Annotated in this window: 13 protein-coding genes and 1 tRNA gene; 5 read left to right on the forward strand and 9 right to left on the reverse strand. The window is 63.2% G+C overall.

Features of this window, described 5'->3' with window-relative positions; genetic code table 11:
* The first annotated feature begins 84 nt into the window (after window positions 1-84).
* The gene (locus HB630_RS00360; protein WP_213769387.1) at window positions 85-1,257 is read left to right on the forward strand and encodes an isovaleryl-CoA dehydrogenase; all 1,173 of its coding nucleotides are present in this window, start codon (window positions 85-87) and stop codon (window positions 1,255-1,257) included.
* Window positions 1,258-1,376: 119 nt separating this feature from the next.
* On the opposite strand, the gene HB630_RS00365 is transcribed toward HB630_RS00360, so the two are convergent.
* The 3 genes from HB630_RS00365 to HB630_RS00375 all read right to left on the reverse strand — a co-directional run bounded on the left by HB630_RS00365 (window position 1,377) and on the right by HB630_RS00375 (window position 4,308).
* The gene (locus tag HB630_RS00365) at window positions 1,377-2,687 is read right to left on the reverse strand and encodes a sorbosone dehydrogenase family protein (RefSeq protein WP_213769388.1); all 1,311 of its coding nucleotides are present in this window, start codon (window positions 2,685-2,687) and stop codon (window positions 1,377-1,379) included.
* A 117-nt stretch (window positions 2,688-2,804) separates the two neighbouring features.
* Window positions 2,805-3,623 (reverse strand): DUF2927 domain-containing protein, encoded by an 819-nt coding sequence (locus HB630_RS00370; RefSeq protein ID WP_213769389.1) that lies wholly within the window; start codon window positions 3,621-3,623, stop codon window positions 2,805-2,807.
* A 112-nt stretch (window positions 3,624-3,735) separates the two neighbouring features.
* Complete coding sequence (locus tag HB630_RS00375) at window positions 3,736-4,308, reverse strand: L,D-transpeptidase (RefSeq protein ID WP_213769390.1); 573 nt, start codon at window positions 4,306-4,308, stop codon at window positions 3,736-3,738.
* A 282-nt stretch (window positions 4,309-4,590) separates the two neighbouring features.
* Between HB630_RS00375 and HB630_RS00380 the strand changes: the two genes are divergently transcribed.
* Together HB630_RS00380 and HB630_RS00385 are read left to right on the forward strand one after the other, a co-directional pair.
* On the forward strand, window positions 4,591-6,138 hold the full coding sequence (locus HB630_RS00380; protein WP_213769391.1) for an acetolactate synthase large subunit: 1,548 nt from the start codon (window positions 4,591-4,593) through the stop codon (window positions 6,136-6,138).
* Between the two features lie 81 nt (window positions 6,139-6,219).
* Window positions 6,220-6,726, forward strand: a complete 507-nt coding sequence (locus HB630_RS00385) for a hypothetical protein (protein WP_213770653.1) — start codon at window positions 6,220-6,222, stop codon at window positions 6,724-6,726.
* A gap of 59 nt (window positions 6,727-6,785) precedes the next feature.
* Here HB630_RS00385 and HB630_RS00390 read toward each other — a convergent pair whose 3' ends face one another.
* Window positions 6,786-6,998, reverse strand: coding sequence for a hypothetical protein (locus tag HB630_RS00390; protein ID WP_213769392.1), 213 nt, complete (start codon window positions 6,996-6,998; stop codon window positions 6,786-6,788).
* Between the two features lie 191 nt (window positions 6,999-7,189).
* Here HB630_RS00390 and HB630_RS00395 point away from each other — a divergent pair, with 191 nt between their 5' ends.
* Together HB630_RS00395 and HB630_RS00400 are read left to right on the forward strand one after the other, a co-directional pair.
* Window positions 7,190-7,348, forward strand: coding sequence for a hypothetical protein (locus HB630_RS00395; RefSeq protein ID WP_213769393.1), 159 nt, complete (start codon window positions 7,190-7,192; stop codon window positions 7,346-7,348).
* 204 nt (window positions 7,349-7,552) lie between these two features.
* Window positions 7,553-8,803 (forward strand): amidohydrolase family protein, encoded by a 1,251-nt coding sequence (locus tag HB630_RS00400; RefSeq protein ID WP_213769394.1) that lies wholly within the window; start codon window positions 7,553-7,555, stop codon window positions 8,801-8,803.
* Window positions 8,804-8,880: 77 nt separating this feature from the next.
* Here the strand turns inward: HB630_RS00400 and HB630_RS00405 are convergent, their stop codons facing one another.
* The 5 genes from HB630_RS00405 to HB630_RS00425 all read right to left on the reverse strand — a co-directional run bounded on the left by HB630_RS00405 (window position 8,881) and on the right by HB630_RS00425 (window position 14,071).
* Entirely contained in the window at window positions 8,881-10,386 is a 1,506-nt protein-coding gene (locus tag HB630_RS00405) for an ATP-binding protein (RefSeq protein WP_213769395.1), read from the reverse strand.
* 481 nt (window positions 10,387-10,867) lie between these two features.
* Entirely contained in the window at window positions 10,868-11,266 is a 399-nt protein-coding gene (locus HB630_RS00410) for a hypothetical protein (protein ID WP_213769396.1), read from the reverse strand.
* Between the two features lie 500 nt (window positions 11,267-11,766).
* Window positions 11,767-11,841, reverse strand: a tRNA-Val gene (locus tag HB630_RS00415).
* 144 nt (window positions 11,842-11,985) lie between these two features.
* Window positions 11,986-13,260 (reverse strand): hypothetical protein, encoded by a 1,275-nt coding sequence (locus HB630_RS00420; RefSeq protein WP_213769397.1) that lies wholly within the window; start codon window positions 13,258-13,260, stop codon window positions 11,986-11,988.
* Between the two features lie 196 nt (window positions 13,261-13,456).
* Window positions 13,457-14,071: a DUF1134 domain-containing protein gene (locus tag HB630_RS00425; protein WP_213769398.1), complete on the reverse strand. Its 615-nt coding sequence runs from the start codon at window positions 14,069-14,071 to the stop codon at window positions 13,457-13,459.
* Window positions 14,072-14,137 lie beyond the last annotated feature (66 nt).

Raw genomic sequence — 14,137 nt, forward strand, 5'->3', positions numbered from 1 at the left:
CGGCTGGCCCGTGACAAGCTCGGTTGCAGAGCCTAAGCCTATGCACGCGACCAGCTGCACGCATTGCCCGGAGCCAGACCGCCCATGATTTCCAACGCGCATCGGATGTTCAATTTCGACCTCGGCGAAACCGCCGACGCGATTCGCGAAACCGTCCAGAGCTTTTCGACCGACGAGATCGCGCCGCGCGCTGCCGAGATCGACAAGAGCAACCAGTTTCCGCGCGACCTCTGGCCGAAAATCGGCGCGCTCGGACTGCACGGGATCACGGTCGAGGAGGAGTATGGCGGATCCGGGCTCGGCTATCTCGAACATTGCATTGCGATGGAGGAAATATCGCGGGCCTCGGCCTCGGTCGGCCTGTCCTACGGCGCGCATTCGAATCTCTGCGTCAACCAGATCCGCCGCAACGGTAACGAAAAGCAGAAGCGCAAATATCTGCCGAAGCTGATTTCTGGCGAGCATGTCGGATCGCTGGCGATGTCGGAGCCGAATGCCGGTTCGGACGTGGTGTCGATGACGACCCGCGCCGAGAAGAAGGGCGACCGTTACGTCATCAACGGCGCCAAGATGTGGATCACCAACGGACCGGTGGCGGAGACGCTGGTGGTCTATGCCAAGACCGACCCCGCCGCCGGCCCGCGCGGCATCACCGCCTTCATCATCGAGAAGGGGATGAAGGGGTTTTCGACCGCGCAGAAGCTCGACAAGTTCGGTATGCGCGGCTCCGACACCGCGGAGCTTGTGTTCGACAATTGCGAAGTGCCGGAAGAGAACGTGCTCGGCGAGGCCGGCCGCGGCGTCCATGTCCTGATGTCGGGCCTCGACTACGAGCGCACGGTGTTGGCGGCGGGGCCGCTCGGAATCATGCAGGCCTGCCTCGACGTGGTGATGCCCTACGTCCACGAGCGCAAGCAATTCGGCCAGCCGATCGGCATGTTTCAATTGGTGCAGGGCAAGATCGCCGACATGTACACCACGATGAATGCCTCGCGCGCCTATGTCTACGCGGTGGCGAAGGCCTGCGATCGCGGCGAGACCACGCGTGAGGATGCGGCGGGCGCGATCCTGTTTGCCGCGGAGAAGGCGACGCAATGCGCGCTCGACGCCATCCAGCTGCTCGGCGGCAACGGCTATATCAACGACTATCCGACCGGGCGGCTGTTGCGCGACGCCAAGCTTTACGAAATTGGAGCCGGTACCAGCGAAGTCCGGCGCATGCTGATCGGGCGGGAGCTGTTCGAGAAGTTCGCATAACTCCGTTTTGAAACTGCGAGTCGGCAGTCATTGCGAGTCGGCGCTGTTGGATCACAGGTATCCTCGCGCAACGCCGCACTGACGGATCGGCGCTCCGAACCAAACCTTTGCAGGCTCGCTCAGCCCTGCCGCTCGCCCGTGACGCGCCAGATCACGTCGCCGACATCGTCCGCCACCAGCAGGGAGCCGTCGGGGCCGAGCGTTACGCCGACCGGCCGCCCGTAGGATACCCGCTCGTCCGGTGCGAGGAATCCCGACAGGATATCCCGCGGCGGCCCGGACGGGCGCCCATCCGCGAACGGCACGAACACAACCTTGTAGCCGCTCAGCGTGCTGCGATTCCAGGAGCCGTGCTGTCCGATCGCCATGCCGTCCGGAAAGCCGGGAAGCGTGCCGGCCGGCATCCAGCACAGGCCCAACGACGCGGTGTGGCCGCCCAGCGCGTAGTCCGGCGTGATGGCCTTTGCGACCGCGGCCGGATCCTGCGGCACCCGATCGTCCACCGTCTGCCCCCAATAGCAATAGGGCCAGCCGTAGAAACCGCCGTCGCGGACCGAGGTCAGATAATCGGGAGGCGTCTCGTCGCCCAGTCCGTCGCGCTCGTTGACCACCGTCCACAGCACGCCGGTCGATGGCTCCCATGCCAGGCCCACCGGGTTGCGCAGGCCGCTGGCAAAGATGCGGCTTGAACCCTCGGCCAGATCGAGTTCGTAGATCGCGGCGCGGCCTTGCTCGGCCGCCATGCCGTCGTCGGCGATATTGGTGAGCGAGCCGACCCCGGCATAAAGCTTTTTGCCATCGGGGCTCGGCAGCAGGCTTCGCGTCCAGTGCCCAGCGGGCTTGAAGCTGACCAGTTTCCGGCCCGGCGCGGTGATGCGGTCCGCGCCCGCCGCATACGGAAAGGCGACCACGCCGTCGGTGTTGCCGACGTAGAACGTATCGCCCAGCAGCGCCATGCCGAACGGCTGGTTCAGTCCCTCCATGAAAATTTCGCGCCGTTCGGCGATGCCGTCGCCATCCACGTCGCGCAATAACGTGATGCGGTTGGCGCTGACGCCGAGCGCGGCGGCGCGTCTCATCGTCGCCTGCATCGCGTAGCTGAACACGTTCCTGATCGGTCCGGCGACCTGCGTCGCCTCGGCAATAAGGACGTCGCCATTGGGCAGCACATTGATCCAGCGCGGGTGTTTCAGGCCGGTCGCAAACGCATTGACCTTGAGCCCGGGCGCCGCCACCGGGATCTGCCCGTCGGTCCAGCCCTGGGCCGTCGGCATTTTGAGCGTCGGGATGCTGCCCTGCGGCTTCGCCGCCGGCACCACCGGCGCGCTGCCCCAGGCCGGCTCATGCGTGGCGTCCTGCAGACGGCGCCACAGCACCGCGGCGGCGCCGATCAGCGCCACTATTCGCGCAAAAATTCCGGACAAGCTCATGTCATTCCCCAGTTGATCGCGCGCACCCTATCCGACGCCGGGGCGCGTTGAAACCTCATCGTCGGCGTGCGAATTCGCGGCTTGCGCGGCGCGCGCCCGGCTTGCTGCACAGCGCCTTCACTCTGGCAGATTATTGACCTTGGCGACCCAGGCCCGCACATCGGCCAGCACCTCCGGCAGCACCTCCCGCACCTCCTGCACGGTCATGCCGGCCTTGATGCGGGGGTCGTAGAGCAGGTTCAGGATGTACTGATCGTAGATGTCGAAGAAGCCCATCGACACATTGTCGTTGAACATGGTCCAGGGCACGGAGCTGGTATCGTTGATCGGTCCCAGTGATTGCAGCAATTCCTCATAGGCGCAGTCGAGGAAGATGAAATCGCTGCTGTCATAGGTGAGGATCACGTCGGAATGCTCGATCTCGAACGCCTCGTTCTTGCGAAAACCGGACAGGCATTGCGGATCGAGCGAGGTGCGGATCTCCTTGGCCCGCTCGCTGCCGTAGAGACTGGTGATGGTCCGCGACAAATCGCGGTCGCGCACCAGGTTGACGACGATATTGGCGTCGTCGCCGGGCGCCGCCATCGCGATGTCGAGGTGCTGCACCCGCCGGCCGATATCGGCGACGACCCTGGCGAGTTGCGCCTTGCGTGCCGCACGGTCGTCGCCTTCGGCGAAGACCCGCACCGGCACGTCATATTTGCGGATGCGGTCGACCCGGCCGGCCAGATGATATTCGGCGCCGAACGCGGTCTTGAAAAATCCGTCGATGATTTCGCCGTCGGTAAAGGATTTCTTCTCGGCGCGCTGGCGCGAGGCGATGGCCGGAATTTCGGACGTCGCCGCCGGCTCCGGAACAAGGCTGTCGAGCGCAACAGCGGCCAGCAGGACCGCGATGGCCCTGATGACGGGCGAAGGCCGACGAGAAGCATTCATTGTGTTGACGCTGCCGCAATCGTCGCGTCCGCGCAAGGCTTGATCGGGCGCATCCGCTCACGGAGCAAAGAGGATAGAGCTTCGGTTCTGATTCAATCAGAACCGAAAAGCCCTAATTCTTCACGACGACCGTGGCGCCGACGTGAACCCGGTCATAGAGGTCGGTGACGTCCTCATTGGTCATGCGGAAGCAGCCGGAGGATACCGCCTGGCCGATCGTCTCGGGCTCGTTCGAGCCGTGAATGCGATAGAGCGTCGAGCCGAGATAGATGGCGCGGGCGCCGAGCGGGTTGTCGATGCCGCCGGCCATGTGGCGGGGCAGGTCCGGCCGCCGCGCCAGCATCTGCGCGGGCGGGGTCCAGCCCGGCCATTCCTTCTTGGCCGAGACGCGGTGTACGCCGCCCCAGCGGAAACCGTCGCGGCCGACCCCGATGCCATAGCGCAGCGCCTGGCCGTCGGGCTCCACCAGATAAAGCCGACGCTCGGCGGTGTTCACCACGATGGTGCCGGGCGGATAATTGCTCTCGAAATTGACGGTGGTGCGCGGAATTGGGCTCGATCCGCCGGCGAAGAAATTGGGCCCGCCACCCATGATATCGCGTGAGTCGAAGCCTTGAGCCCGCGCGTGCCCCGCCCCGGTCAGGATGAAAACCGCGGCAGCCAGGAAAGCCAATCCCCGAGTCATTTTCTTCCTCGCGAAAAATTCGATCCTCATCGCCAGAAAGGCCATAATTGGCGCGATTTCGCAAGCAACGAGCCCGTGAGGGCGCCGATTTTCAGATCAACCGGTTAAAAAGGCGTTGGACCTTTTGAGGCGTTTTCTCCACGCCGGCCGGTATCCGCTTCGCTTGAAAACGCCATAGGGTCGTCCGCTTGGCAGGAATGCTCTGCGCCCCCTTTGACGAAACGCGTCAAGAATGATTGTGATCTCTGGCTGCCTCAGAGGAATGCGAACGGGAGTGGAATGATGAACGGTGCGGAAAGTCTGGTGCGAACCCTGGTGGCGGGCGGTGTTGACGTCTGCTTTACCAATCCGGGCACTTCGGAAATGCATTTCGTCGCCGCGCTGGACCGGGTTCCGGGCATGCGCTGCGTCCTCGGCCTGTTCGAGGGCGTGGTGACCGGCGCCGCGGACGGCTATTTTCGCATGAAGGGCACGCCGGCGTCGACCCTGCTGCATCTCGGCCCCGGCCTCGCCAACGGGCTGGCCAATCTGCACAACGCCAAGAAGGCGCATTCCGGCATCGTCAACATCGTCGGACAGCACGCGACCTATCACATCGGCTACAACGCGCCGCTGACCTCCGACGTCGAGGGCCTGGCGCGGCCGATGTCGGACTGGGTCCGGACCTCGCCGGATGCCAAATCGGTCTCGGCCGACGGCGCCGCCGCCATCGCCGCGGCGAAAAGTTCGCCGCCCCAGATCGCGACCCTGATCCTGCCCGCCGACACCGCCTGGAACGAAGCCGGCGCTATCGCCGAGGTGCCGACCGAGAGCCAGCGCCCGAACTATTCGCCACGGGCGGTGGATGAGGCGGCAAGGGTGCTGAAGAACGGGGGCGCCGAGACCCTGGTGCTGGTCACCGGCGATGGCCTGACCGAGCAGGGGCTGGCGCTGGCGCAGCAGATTGCCGGCAAGACCGGCTGCAAGGTGATGGGCCAGACCTATCATCCGCGCATGGCGCGCGGCCGCGGCCGCTTCTCGATCGACCGCATTCCCTATGTGATCGAGCAGGCGCTGCCGATCCTGAAGAACTTCAAGAACATCGTCCTGGTCGAGGCCAACGAGCCGATCGCCTTCTTCGCCTATCCGAACAAGCCGAGCATCCTCAAGCCCGAGGGCTGCGAGGTTCACCGCTTGACCTCCTGGGGCGAAAATTCGATCGCGGCGCTGGGGGCTTTGGCCGATGCGCTCGGCGCCAAGCCGTCGGACGTCAAGCCGCAGCAATTGATGGAGCTGGTCAAGCCGACCGGCGCGCTGACCCCGGCCTCGATCGCGCAGGCGATCGCGCTGGCGATCCCGGAAAACGCCATCGTGGTCGACGAATCCATCACCACCGGCCGCGGCTTCTTCCCGCCGACGGCGGGGGCTGCGCCGCATGACTGGCTGCAGAACATGGGCGGCTCGATCGGCTTCTCGCCCCCGGTCGCGACCGGGGCCGCGGTGGCCTGCCCGGACCGCAAGGTGATGTGCATGGTCGGCGACGGCAGCGCGATGTACACGATTCAAGCGCTGTGGACCCAGGCGCGCGAAAACCTGAATGTCGTCACCATCGTATTCGCCAACCGCATCTACCAGATCCTGCGCGGCGAGTTCGACGGCGTCGGCGCCGGCGAGCCCGGAAAACGTGCCCTGGACATGCTGAAGCTGGATCGGCCGACCATCGACTTCGTCGCGCTGGCCAGGGGCATGGGCGTTCCGGGCCGCGCGGTCACCACCGTCGACGAGTTCAACAAGGCGCTCGCCGAAGCGGTCGCCGAGCCCGGACCGCGGCTGATCGAAGTCCAGATGTAAAAAATACGGCTGTAAGCGTCATCGAAGCGACGCAGATGTCGGCCATCACGACGCCTCGGGGGAGGCGACATGCTGGCCGATATGCAGTCCGAACTGGACAAGGTGATCGGCGCGCTGGGTGAGTTCTATGCGCGCGAGACCTATCTGCTCGGGAAGGACGTCGGCGAGCGGACATTGACGCATCGCCTCGCCGTCCATCTCGAACGCCGGTTCGGCGGCTGGGACGTCGATTGCGATTACAACCGGCTCGGGGACCGCCGGCTGCTTCTGCCCAAGGGTTCGATCGTCTCGACCGACGACGATCTCGGCAAATCGGTTTATCCCGATATCGTCGTACACCGGCGAACCGTTCCGGAAAATTTGCTCGCGATCGAGATCCGCAAGGCCGTCAATCACCAGCCGCCGGAACATGACCGGCACAAGCTGCGGGCGCTGACCGATCCCCATCTGTGGTTCGCCTACCGGATCGGGCTGTTTCTGGTGCTGGGAAAAAACCAGGTCGCCGCGTCGGAATTATATGTCGGGGGCGCCGTCGAGCGGGCCCTGTCCGGGTGGTTCGAGGAGCGGCTCAAAGGCGCGGGGCCATAGCGTTTCGGGCGAAAACCCGATCCGGACGAAGACGAGGCCGCCCGAAGGCGGCCTCTGCGTCACTTCGCGTCGTTGCTCTTGGCCGTGCTCGACTTCTTCGCTTTCTTCGTCGTCTTGGCCATCTTGGCGCTCGACGGATCGCTCTTGGCCGTCGTGTCGGCGTTTTGGGCCACCGCACCCGTGGTCCCTCCCGCCTTGCCGGTCGATTGGGCGAAAGCAGCCGTCGACGAGAGCAAGGCGATGGCGGTGGCGGCGATGATCAATTTGCGCATGGAAGTGGTCTCCCCGGTTGGTTGGCAGGTACCCGGCGCAGCTCAACCGAATCGGCGCTCCCGCAGTTTCCGCGAGGGGCGATCAGTTATCCGTGAATTTGGCTCGAATTGAATGAGTGTTGTAGGCGAGGCGCATACGGAACCTTAGCGGCGGTGGGCGATTGTTTCCTGGTTACAATCAGGAGGCGATCATGTCGGATCACTGGCACGTCTCGACCGATAGCTACACCGATAGATATGATGTCATGCGCGGCGCGAACAACGAGGAAGCCGCCTACGCCGTCGGCTGGACCATCAGCGGACTGGCAACGCTCGGCGCCATCGTTGCGATCTGGGTGTTCGGCATCTAGGCCCGCGGGGCATAAGCAGGACCAGGCAGGGTCGTGCGGTGCTTTTCGAGCGCCTGCGTGCCCTGGTCGATGAATCCATAAGTCAGCTCTCTGTAAACCAGATCGATGTCCCGCATTCCGTTGGCTTCCTTTTCGCCGCACTTGCGGCGCCTGTAAAACTCAGGTCTAGGAGAAGGGAACGCTTAGGGTCGAACAGGAATGCCGATGGCTCGTGACCTGATATTGCGCGGCGGACGCGTGCTCCGAGCCGGGGCCTCGCAGCCGGAATTTCTCGATGTCCGGATCGGGGCCGAAGGGCGCGTCCTGGCCATTGCACCGCAGTTGAGCGGTGAAGGGGCCGAGCTGATCGCGCTGGACGGCCGGCTGGTGCTGCCGGGCCTGGTCGATATCCACCAGCACCTCGACAAGTCGCGCACGCGCGGGCTTCTGTCCAATCCGCAGGGCACGCTGGACGGAGCGATCGCCGCCTATCGGGCCATTGCGCCGAACATCACCCGCGACGAGATGATCATGCGGGCCCGCGACACCGTCGAGGCATGCAGCGCGTATGGCACCGTCGCCATCCGCAGCCATACGAATATCGACCCGCAGAGCGGGCTCCGCGGCATCGAGACCATGCTTGCGCTACGCGAGAGCTGCGCGGACCGGATGCGCATCCAGGTGGTCGGCCATGTGACCTCGGACGCCACCTCCATGCTGCCGGAAAGTGAAGCGTGGTTGCAGGAGGCGATTGCGCTCGGCATCGACGCGATCGGCGGGGTGCCGGCCTATTCCAGCCAGCCGCTGGCGTTCCTGACAATGCTGTTCGATGTGGCCGAACGCAGCGGCCTGCCGCTCGACCTGCATATCGACGAACATCTCGATGGCGGCCGGGTGCTCTTTGACGCATTGGCGGATCTGACGCGGGAGCGCGGCATGGCCGGCCGGGTCGTTGCCGGACATTGCTCGGCGCTCTCCGCGATGCCGCGCGACCAGGCGCTGCGCTCGATCGAGCGGCTGCACGAGGCCGGTGTCGCCGTGGTCACGTTGCCCGCCGCCAACCTTTTCCTGCAGGGACGGGCGGCCGACCGATTGGCCCCGCGCGGCCTGACGCGCGTCCGCGAACTCCTGGAGGCAGGCGTGCCGGTCGCGGCGGCTTCCGACAACATCGAGGATGCGTTCGTGCCGACCGGCTCCGGCGACCTGCTTGAGATCGCCCGATGGACGGTGCTCGCCGGCCATCTCGGCCTCAACGACCTGCGCCGCGCCTTCGATATGGTCAGCAGTACACCGGCGTCGTTGATGGGCCTCGATGATTTCGGGCTTCGGGAAGGCGCGCGGGCCGATCTGCTGATCGCGCGCGCGGCGAGCGTGGAGGATCTGGTGGCGGCCGGCACGCTGGCACGCACGGTGCTGATGGGCGGCCGCATTGTTGCATCGTCGGATGCGATCGCTTCAACGGCGTGGATACCGTAGAGCCCGTTTGAAAACTTGGTCTTGTACGTTTGCGTGACGGCGACAGATACAGCGGCGGGGAGGCCCATTCGCTCCGGCTACGCAGATGGCGGTGCCGCGCACATCAATAGGGCGGGCGTTTCGTCGGCATTGGGGTCACCCGGCGCTGTTGTCCAAGCGGGCTCGACGAGCGTCGCGATTCTGCGGCCCATGCCGTCGATCTGGCATACAAGGAGATCCTGTTCCTCGATATAGGCCAACGTCCGTCGGGCGCGGCGAAACGAATGCGTGCCGTAAGCGCGGGCGATCGCCGAATCGCTGGGACACGGCAAGTTCTCCCTGGCGGCGCGAGCGATCAGCAGGAATACGCCTTGCATGTCTTCCGGAAGGATGCCGGCCCGCAGCAGGACTTCCCGCCAGGCGTCGTCTTCTTCTTCCATATCGCTGGAGAGTCCTGCGCGAGCGCATGTCAGCATGCGTCGGAAGACGCTTAGCGTCGGCGCCGCCGAACCGAGACCCTCGATCCGGCAGCGGACGACGAACTCCTGATACAGGATGTCCGCGGTTCGGAATCCGGCATCGGGTTCGGCCAGGATGGCGGAGAGAATGCGGTCCAGCCTTAGACGGCGCTCCGTTCGTTCTTCCGCACTCAGTGGCCTCTCGACAGCTTCGGGAACTGCTTCCTTCGCCATCATGAGCTGGTTCACGATGTCCACCGAAGGTCTGCGCACAGGCCGATTGACCTCCGGCGGCGGGGCCGCCAGGATTATGCCGCGCGCGTCCTCGATTTTCGCATCCGGCATCGGCATCAGCCGCGGCGATGCGTTGCGCGGGTGCGTGTCGGTCGAGCCTATCTGTACGCTTATGGGGCGGCGCGAGAGGGCGGAGCCGAGCGCCATGAATTGTCCCCGCTGCAGATCGCGAAAGGCGTCCGCTTGCCGGCGCTCCATTCCCAGAAGATCGGCGGCCCTCGCCATGTCGATATCGAGAAACGTCCGGCCCATCAGGAAATTGGCGGCCTCGGCAGCCACGTTCTTGGCGAGTTTCGCGAGCCGCTGAGTGGCGATGATGCCTGCAAGCCCGCGCTTGCGGCCCCGGCACATCAGGTTCGTCATCGCGCCGAGCGAGAGCTTGCGCGCTTCGTCCGAAACCTCTCCGGCTATCGCCGGCGCGAACAACTGAGCCTCGTCAACGACCACCAACATCGGATACCAGTGATCCCGGGAGACCTCGAACAGGCCCCCGAGAAACGCGGCTGCGCGCCGCATTTGGTTTTCCGCGTCGAGCCCTTCAAGATTCAGGATGGTAGAGACGCGGTGAGCCCGGATCCGCTCGGCAGCCACCTGCAGAGCGCGCTCGGTGTGTTCTTGCGCGTCGATGACGAGATGACCGAAGCGTTCGGCCAACGTCACGAAGTCGCCCTCGGGATCGATGACCGTCTGCTGGACCCAGGGCACGCTCTGCTCGAGAAGTCGGCGTAGCAGGTGAGACTTGCCGGAGCCGGAATTGCCTTGAACCAGAAGGCGCGTCGCGAGAAGTTCCTCTAAGTCCAAAACTGCGGGATCTCCCGTTACGGTCCGCCCAATCTCGATCGCAACGGTCATTACCGACTCAAATTTTATTCCAGGAAGATGCGTCTAACAATTCAAGTATGTCCGGTCGAGCGGCTCGGTCACCGCGACATGTGGAATGTGGATACTTCCTGAACGCATTGCCGTGGCGACGTCCTCGATTTCGTTCCAGCTCTGGAAAGAGGAGCGCCGACCAGGTGCAGCCCGTTTGGCGGGGAAGCGGCGTCACTTTGTGGATGGTCAAGTCGGAGCGTTGCGGTGGCAGAGCGATTTTCGTCAACCGTGCCAAATCCGAGGTGCCCCTCTTTTGCCCCGGCTCTTTTGGGGAACATTCCGAGGGAATTAGTCCGCTAATTCATTGGATATAAAAGTCTAATGGTGGGCGCACAAGGGATCGAACCTTGGACCTCTCCCGTGTGAAGGCTTGGCGTAGCTTGGTCTATGCTATTGAACTACTAGGAGCATGATCACAAGCGCACGCGGCGGCCGAGCGTTAGTTGCTAACATCCCACCCTCACGCGTACTGACCTGAGGGTCTCCGAGAACCAGCCCAAGCATAAAGGCTTGCCGCTATACCAAGCTTGATTGCAGTGGTACCGAGGAACGCCAGCTCAAACCACAATTTATCTGCATTTGCGTCAGCAAGTATTTTTGTAAGAGCTAGCGAAAAAACGGCCGGAACAGTCATGAACACTATGAATGCGATAACTACACGCAGCCATCGATAGGCAAAAGGCCGGAAAATGAACGCTGCAAACACAACAAATGCAAACCAAGACGCGGTACTTATATAGAGGGTTGGCTGATAAAGCTCAGTCCGATTTTCGTATTTGAGCAGCAAGAACATAACGAAATAGGCAATCTCCAATACCCCGAAGATTATTGCTGCAACGAAGTTCGGTTCTGCGCGCACAAATTCCTCCTTTCCCGCGAATGGCCCAAATCCATTCGTATCACTTGTCAAAGATTCGATACGCCGTCCGTGATTTATACAGCGACGTTCCCCCATTTCAATATGCTACCTTGGATTGTAGCGTTGTAAAAATTCCGCTTTACAAAGCGGAGCATGGCAGAGTGTCCGGAAGTGCCATCGCGACACAGTGCATCGTCGCGCGATGTTGGCGGCTAACGGTGCAAAGCGGACGTGGTATCGCTATCAAAATTATGGGTACACTGTTCAGGGCCTCTCTCCCTATATATGGAGGGGTGCCAACAAGCTTTCAGACACAGCGCGTTTCAAAAAGGCTATGATTGACAGCATCAAAACGCAAACGTGTGCCGATTGCTGAGTTGGAGAGACGTTTCACTGGGCCAATTTTGGGCCAATTGTGCGTGATTTTTTGCTCTAAGGCGTGTCGAAACGCATATTGGAACTAGGGCAGAAAATAAAAAACCCTTAAAACAAGGGGTTTATGGTGGGCGCACAAGGGATCGAACCTTGGACCTCTCCCGTGTGAAGGGAACGCTCTCCCGCTGAGCTATGCGCCCGGGAATTTCGTGCAACCGTCAAACGCCGCCAAGCATCTTCGACGGAATAATGCACGCCGTCAATTGCGGCGATTTACGAAGGGCAAGGCCTAAGTGTCAAGTCAAACCGGTCAAGCCAAACCCGTCAGACCATGTACGAAAGGTTCACGCCTCCGGCTGGCGGGCGCGGGAGGCGTGGGATTGCAGCGCCCGGATGCGCTCGGCCAGGGTGCCGCCCTCGGGAATAACGCCATTGGCGGTGCCTTTGCCGGTTTTGGCCGTCTTCGCGGCCACCGCCGTCTCGCCGGCCAGCATGGCTTCGATCGCCGAATCCGGCCCTTCCAGCGTCATCGCCAGCTTGGCGACTTCGGCGGCGATGTCGTTGATGCGCTCGCGCAGCAGCGCGTTTTCCATGCGCTCGGTGGCCCAGGAGCTTTCGGCCTGTTGCTGGATCGCGTTGATGTCGCGCTGCAGTTTGGAACGCTCGTCGCGCGCGAGGCGAAGCTGTTCCTCAAGCTCGGTCTTTTCGCCGCGCAGCTTCTCGATCGCCGGCGCCTTGCCGGCATTGGTCGCTGCGATCTCGTTGCGCAATTCCTTGATCGTGCGTTCGGCGGCCGTGTTCGACTGGCGCAACTGATTGCTCTCGTAATCGCGCTCGGCGAGCAGCTTGCCCTGGGTGGCAAGGCGGGTTTCCAGATCGGTGACGCGGTTGCCGAGCATTTCGGCTTCCTTGACCTGGACGATCAGCTGGCGATCGAGATCGGTGACGCGCTGGCTCAGGTTCTCGACCCGGCCGCGCGCTTCGGCAAGATCGCGCGTCGCGTTCTCGGACGCGCCGCGCTCCTGCGCGAGCCGAGCCTGGGTTTCGGCAAAGTCCTTCTCGGCGTCGCCGACCCGGTTCTTGAGCGCATCGATCTGGGCGCGCACCGCGACCAGTTCGACCTGGCGGCTGTCCGCGGTGATGGAACGGTCGGACAACGCGGCGCCGATCTTGGCCAGTTCGCTTTGCTTGTCGGCCAGCGCCTGCCCGGCGACACGCAAGGCTTCGGTCTTGGCGGCAAACTCCTCTTCGGTCGCCCGCAGCTGTTCCTTGAATGCCTTCTCGCGCGCCTCGAGCGCAAAGATCGTGGCGTTCTTTTCGCCAAGCTCGAGCTTCATGCGATTGATCGCGTCGGTTTTCTTGCCGAGTTCGGCAAGCTGGCTGGTGGTCTTGTTCCTGAGCTGGTCGACGTTCATCTCGAGCCGCCGCGCCGACATCGCGAATTCGGCGCGCAGCTGATCCTTGTCGGCCTGGATTTCCGCCATCGACAGCGGCGTCGCCGCCTCGATGCGCCGCGTCGTCAGCCGCACTGCTCGGTTGTGAACCAGCGGGATGATCATCAACCCGCACAGCATCGAGATCAGAAAACCGATCGCCAGATACATGATCGGTTCGACCATGGACCAAACTCCCTGCTACGCGCGGCAACTCGGCGAGAAACCTTGGATTCCCGCGTCGGAAACCCTTCGTTAATCACAATGCCACGGAGAGCAGGGTGAACGCCAGCCCAATGCCGGGTTAACGTGAATCTGCCGCCAGGACATCCTTAACTTCGGGATTCATCCCCGGCTTCAGGATTCAGAAGGCGCGAAGGGTTCAGAACGGGTTCCAGGTCGCGCGCGGCGTATATTTCAGATAGCCGATATTGGCGCCCAGCCGCAGGCCGATGCCGGAGCGGATCGGCACCAGCACGATGTTGTTGGCGGTCAGCGCCGTCATCCCGAAGCCGCCGACGATATAGGCGGAGCCGTCGATGCCGGCAAAGCGCTGGTAGATCGCATTGGTGGAAGGAAGATTATAAACCAGCGTCATGGTGCGGGCGCCGTCGCCGCCCCAGTCGAAGCCGACCGAGGGCCCTTGCCAGTAGACGTGCAGATCGCCGGCGTTCTTGGTGTAGAGCGTGCCTTCGCCATAGCGCAGCCCGGCGACGAAGGCGCCGCTGCCTTCTTCACCCAGAACATAGCCGTTCGGCAGGCCCCACTGGCTCACCGCCCGTTCGATGACCGCGGCAAGCCCGCGCGACACGTTGCCGAAAAAACGATGACCGGCATTGACCAGTTCGTCCGGGCCGTAGGTGTTCGCTCCCGCCGCCTGGCGTGGCGGGGGAGGCGGAGGTGGTTCCGCCGGCTCCTGCTGTTGCGCGAAAACAGGTACGGACCAGCACACCAGGGCGGCGACTGCAGCCGCGGCAAGGCGAGAGGCGAAAGTCATGAAAGAACCCCTGGTATCGAAATCATGGCCGCCGACCTTAACCCGACGCCAACAAACACGGCTTTA

The organism is Bradyrhizobium sp. dw_78 (genome assembly GCF_018449525.1).
GTDB lineage: Bacteria > Pseudomonadota > Alphaproteobacteria > Rhizobiales > Xanthobacteraceae > Bradyrhizobium.

What these genes read in the sequence shown, in the direction of transcription:
- HB630_RS00405 (WP_213769395.1), bottom strand. Translation starts at nt 10,386, where the DNA reads ATGACCGTTGCGATCGAGATTGGGCGGACCGTAACGGGAGATCCCGCA.
- HB630_RS00420 (WP_213769397.1), bottom strand. Translation starts at nt 13,260, where the DNA reads ATGGTCGAACCGATCATGTATCTGGCGATCGGTTTTCTGATCTCGATG.
- HB630_RS00390 (WP_213769392.1), bottom strand. Translation starts at nt 6,998, where the DNA reads ATGCGCAAATTGATCATCGCCGCCACCGCCATCGCCTTGCTCTCGTCG.
- HB630_RS00375 (WP_213769390.1), bottom strand. Translation starts at nt 4,308, where the DNA reads ATGACTCGGGGATTGGCTTTCCTGGCTGCCGCGGTTTTCATCCTGACC.
- HB630_RS00425 (WP_213769398.1), bottom strand. Translation starts at nt 14,071, where the DNA reads ATGACTTTCGCCTCTCGCCTTGCCGCGGCTGCAGTCGCCGCCCTGGTG.
- HB630_RS00370 (WP_213769389.1), bottom strand. Translation starts at nt 3,623, where the DNA reads ATGAATGCTTCTCGTCGGCCTTCGCCCGTCATCAGGGCCATCGCGGTC.
- HB630_RS00385 (WP_213770653.1), top strand. Translation starts at nt 6,220, where the DNA reads ATGCAGTCCGAACTGGACAAGGTGATCGGCGCGCTGGGTGAGTTCTAT.
- HB630_RS00380 (WP_213769391.1), top strand. Translation starts at nt 4,591, where the DNA reads ATGAACGGTGCGGAAAGTCTGGTGCGAACCCTGGTGGCGGGCGGTGTT.
- HB630_RS00360 (WP_213769387.1), top strand. Translation starts at nt 85, where the DNA reads ATGATTTCCAACGCGCATCGGATGTTCAATTTCGACCTCGGCGAAACC.
- HB630_RS00365 (WP_213769388.1), bottom strand. Translation starts at nt 2,687, where the DNA reads ATGAGCTTGTCCGGAATTTTTGCGCGAATAGTGGCGCTGATCGGCGCC.
- HB630_RS00395 (WP_213769393.1), top strand. Translation starts at nt 7,190, where the DNA reads ATGTCGGATCACTGGCACGTCTCGACCGATAGCTACACCGATAGATAT.
- HB630_RS00400 (WP_213769394.1), top strand. Translation starts at nt 7,553, where the DNA reads ATGGCTCGTGACCTGATATTGCGCGGCGGACGCGTGCTCCGAGCCGGG.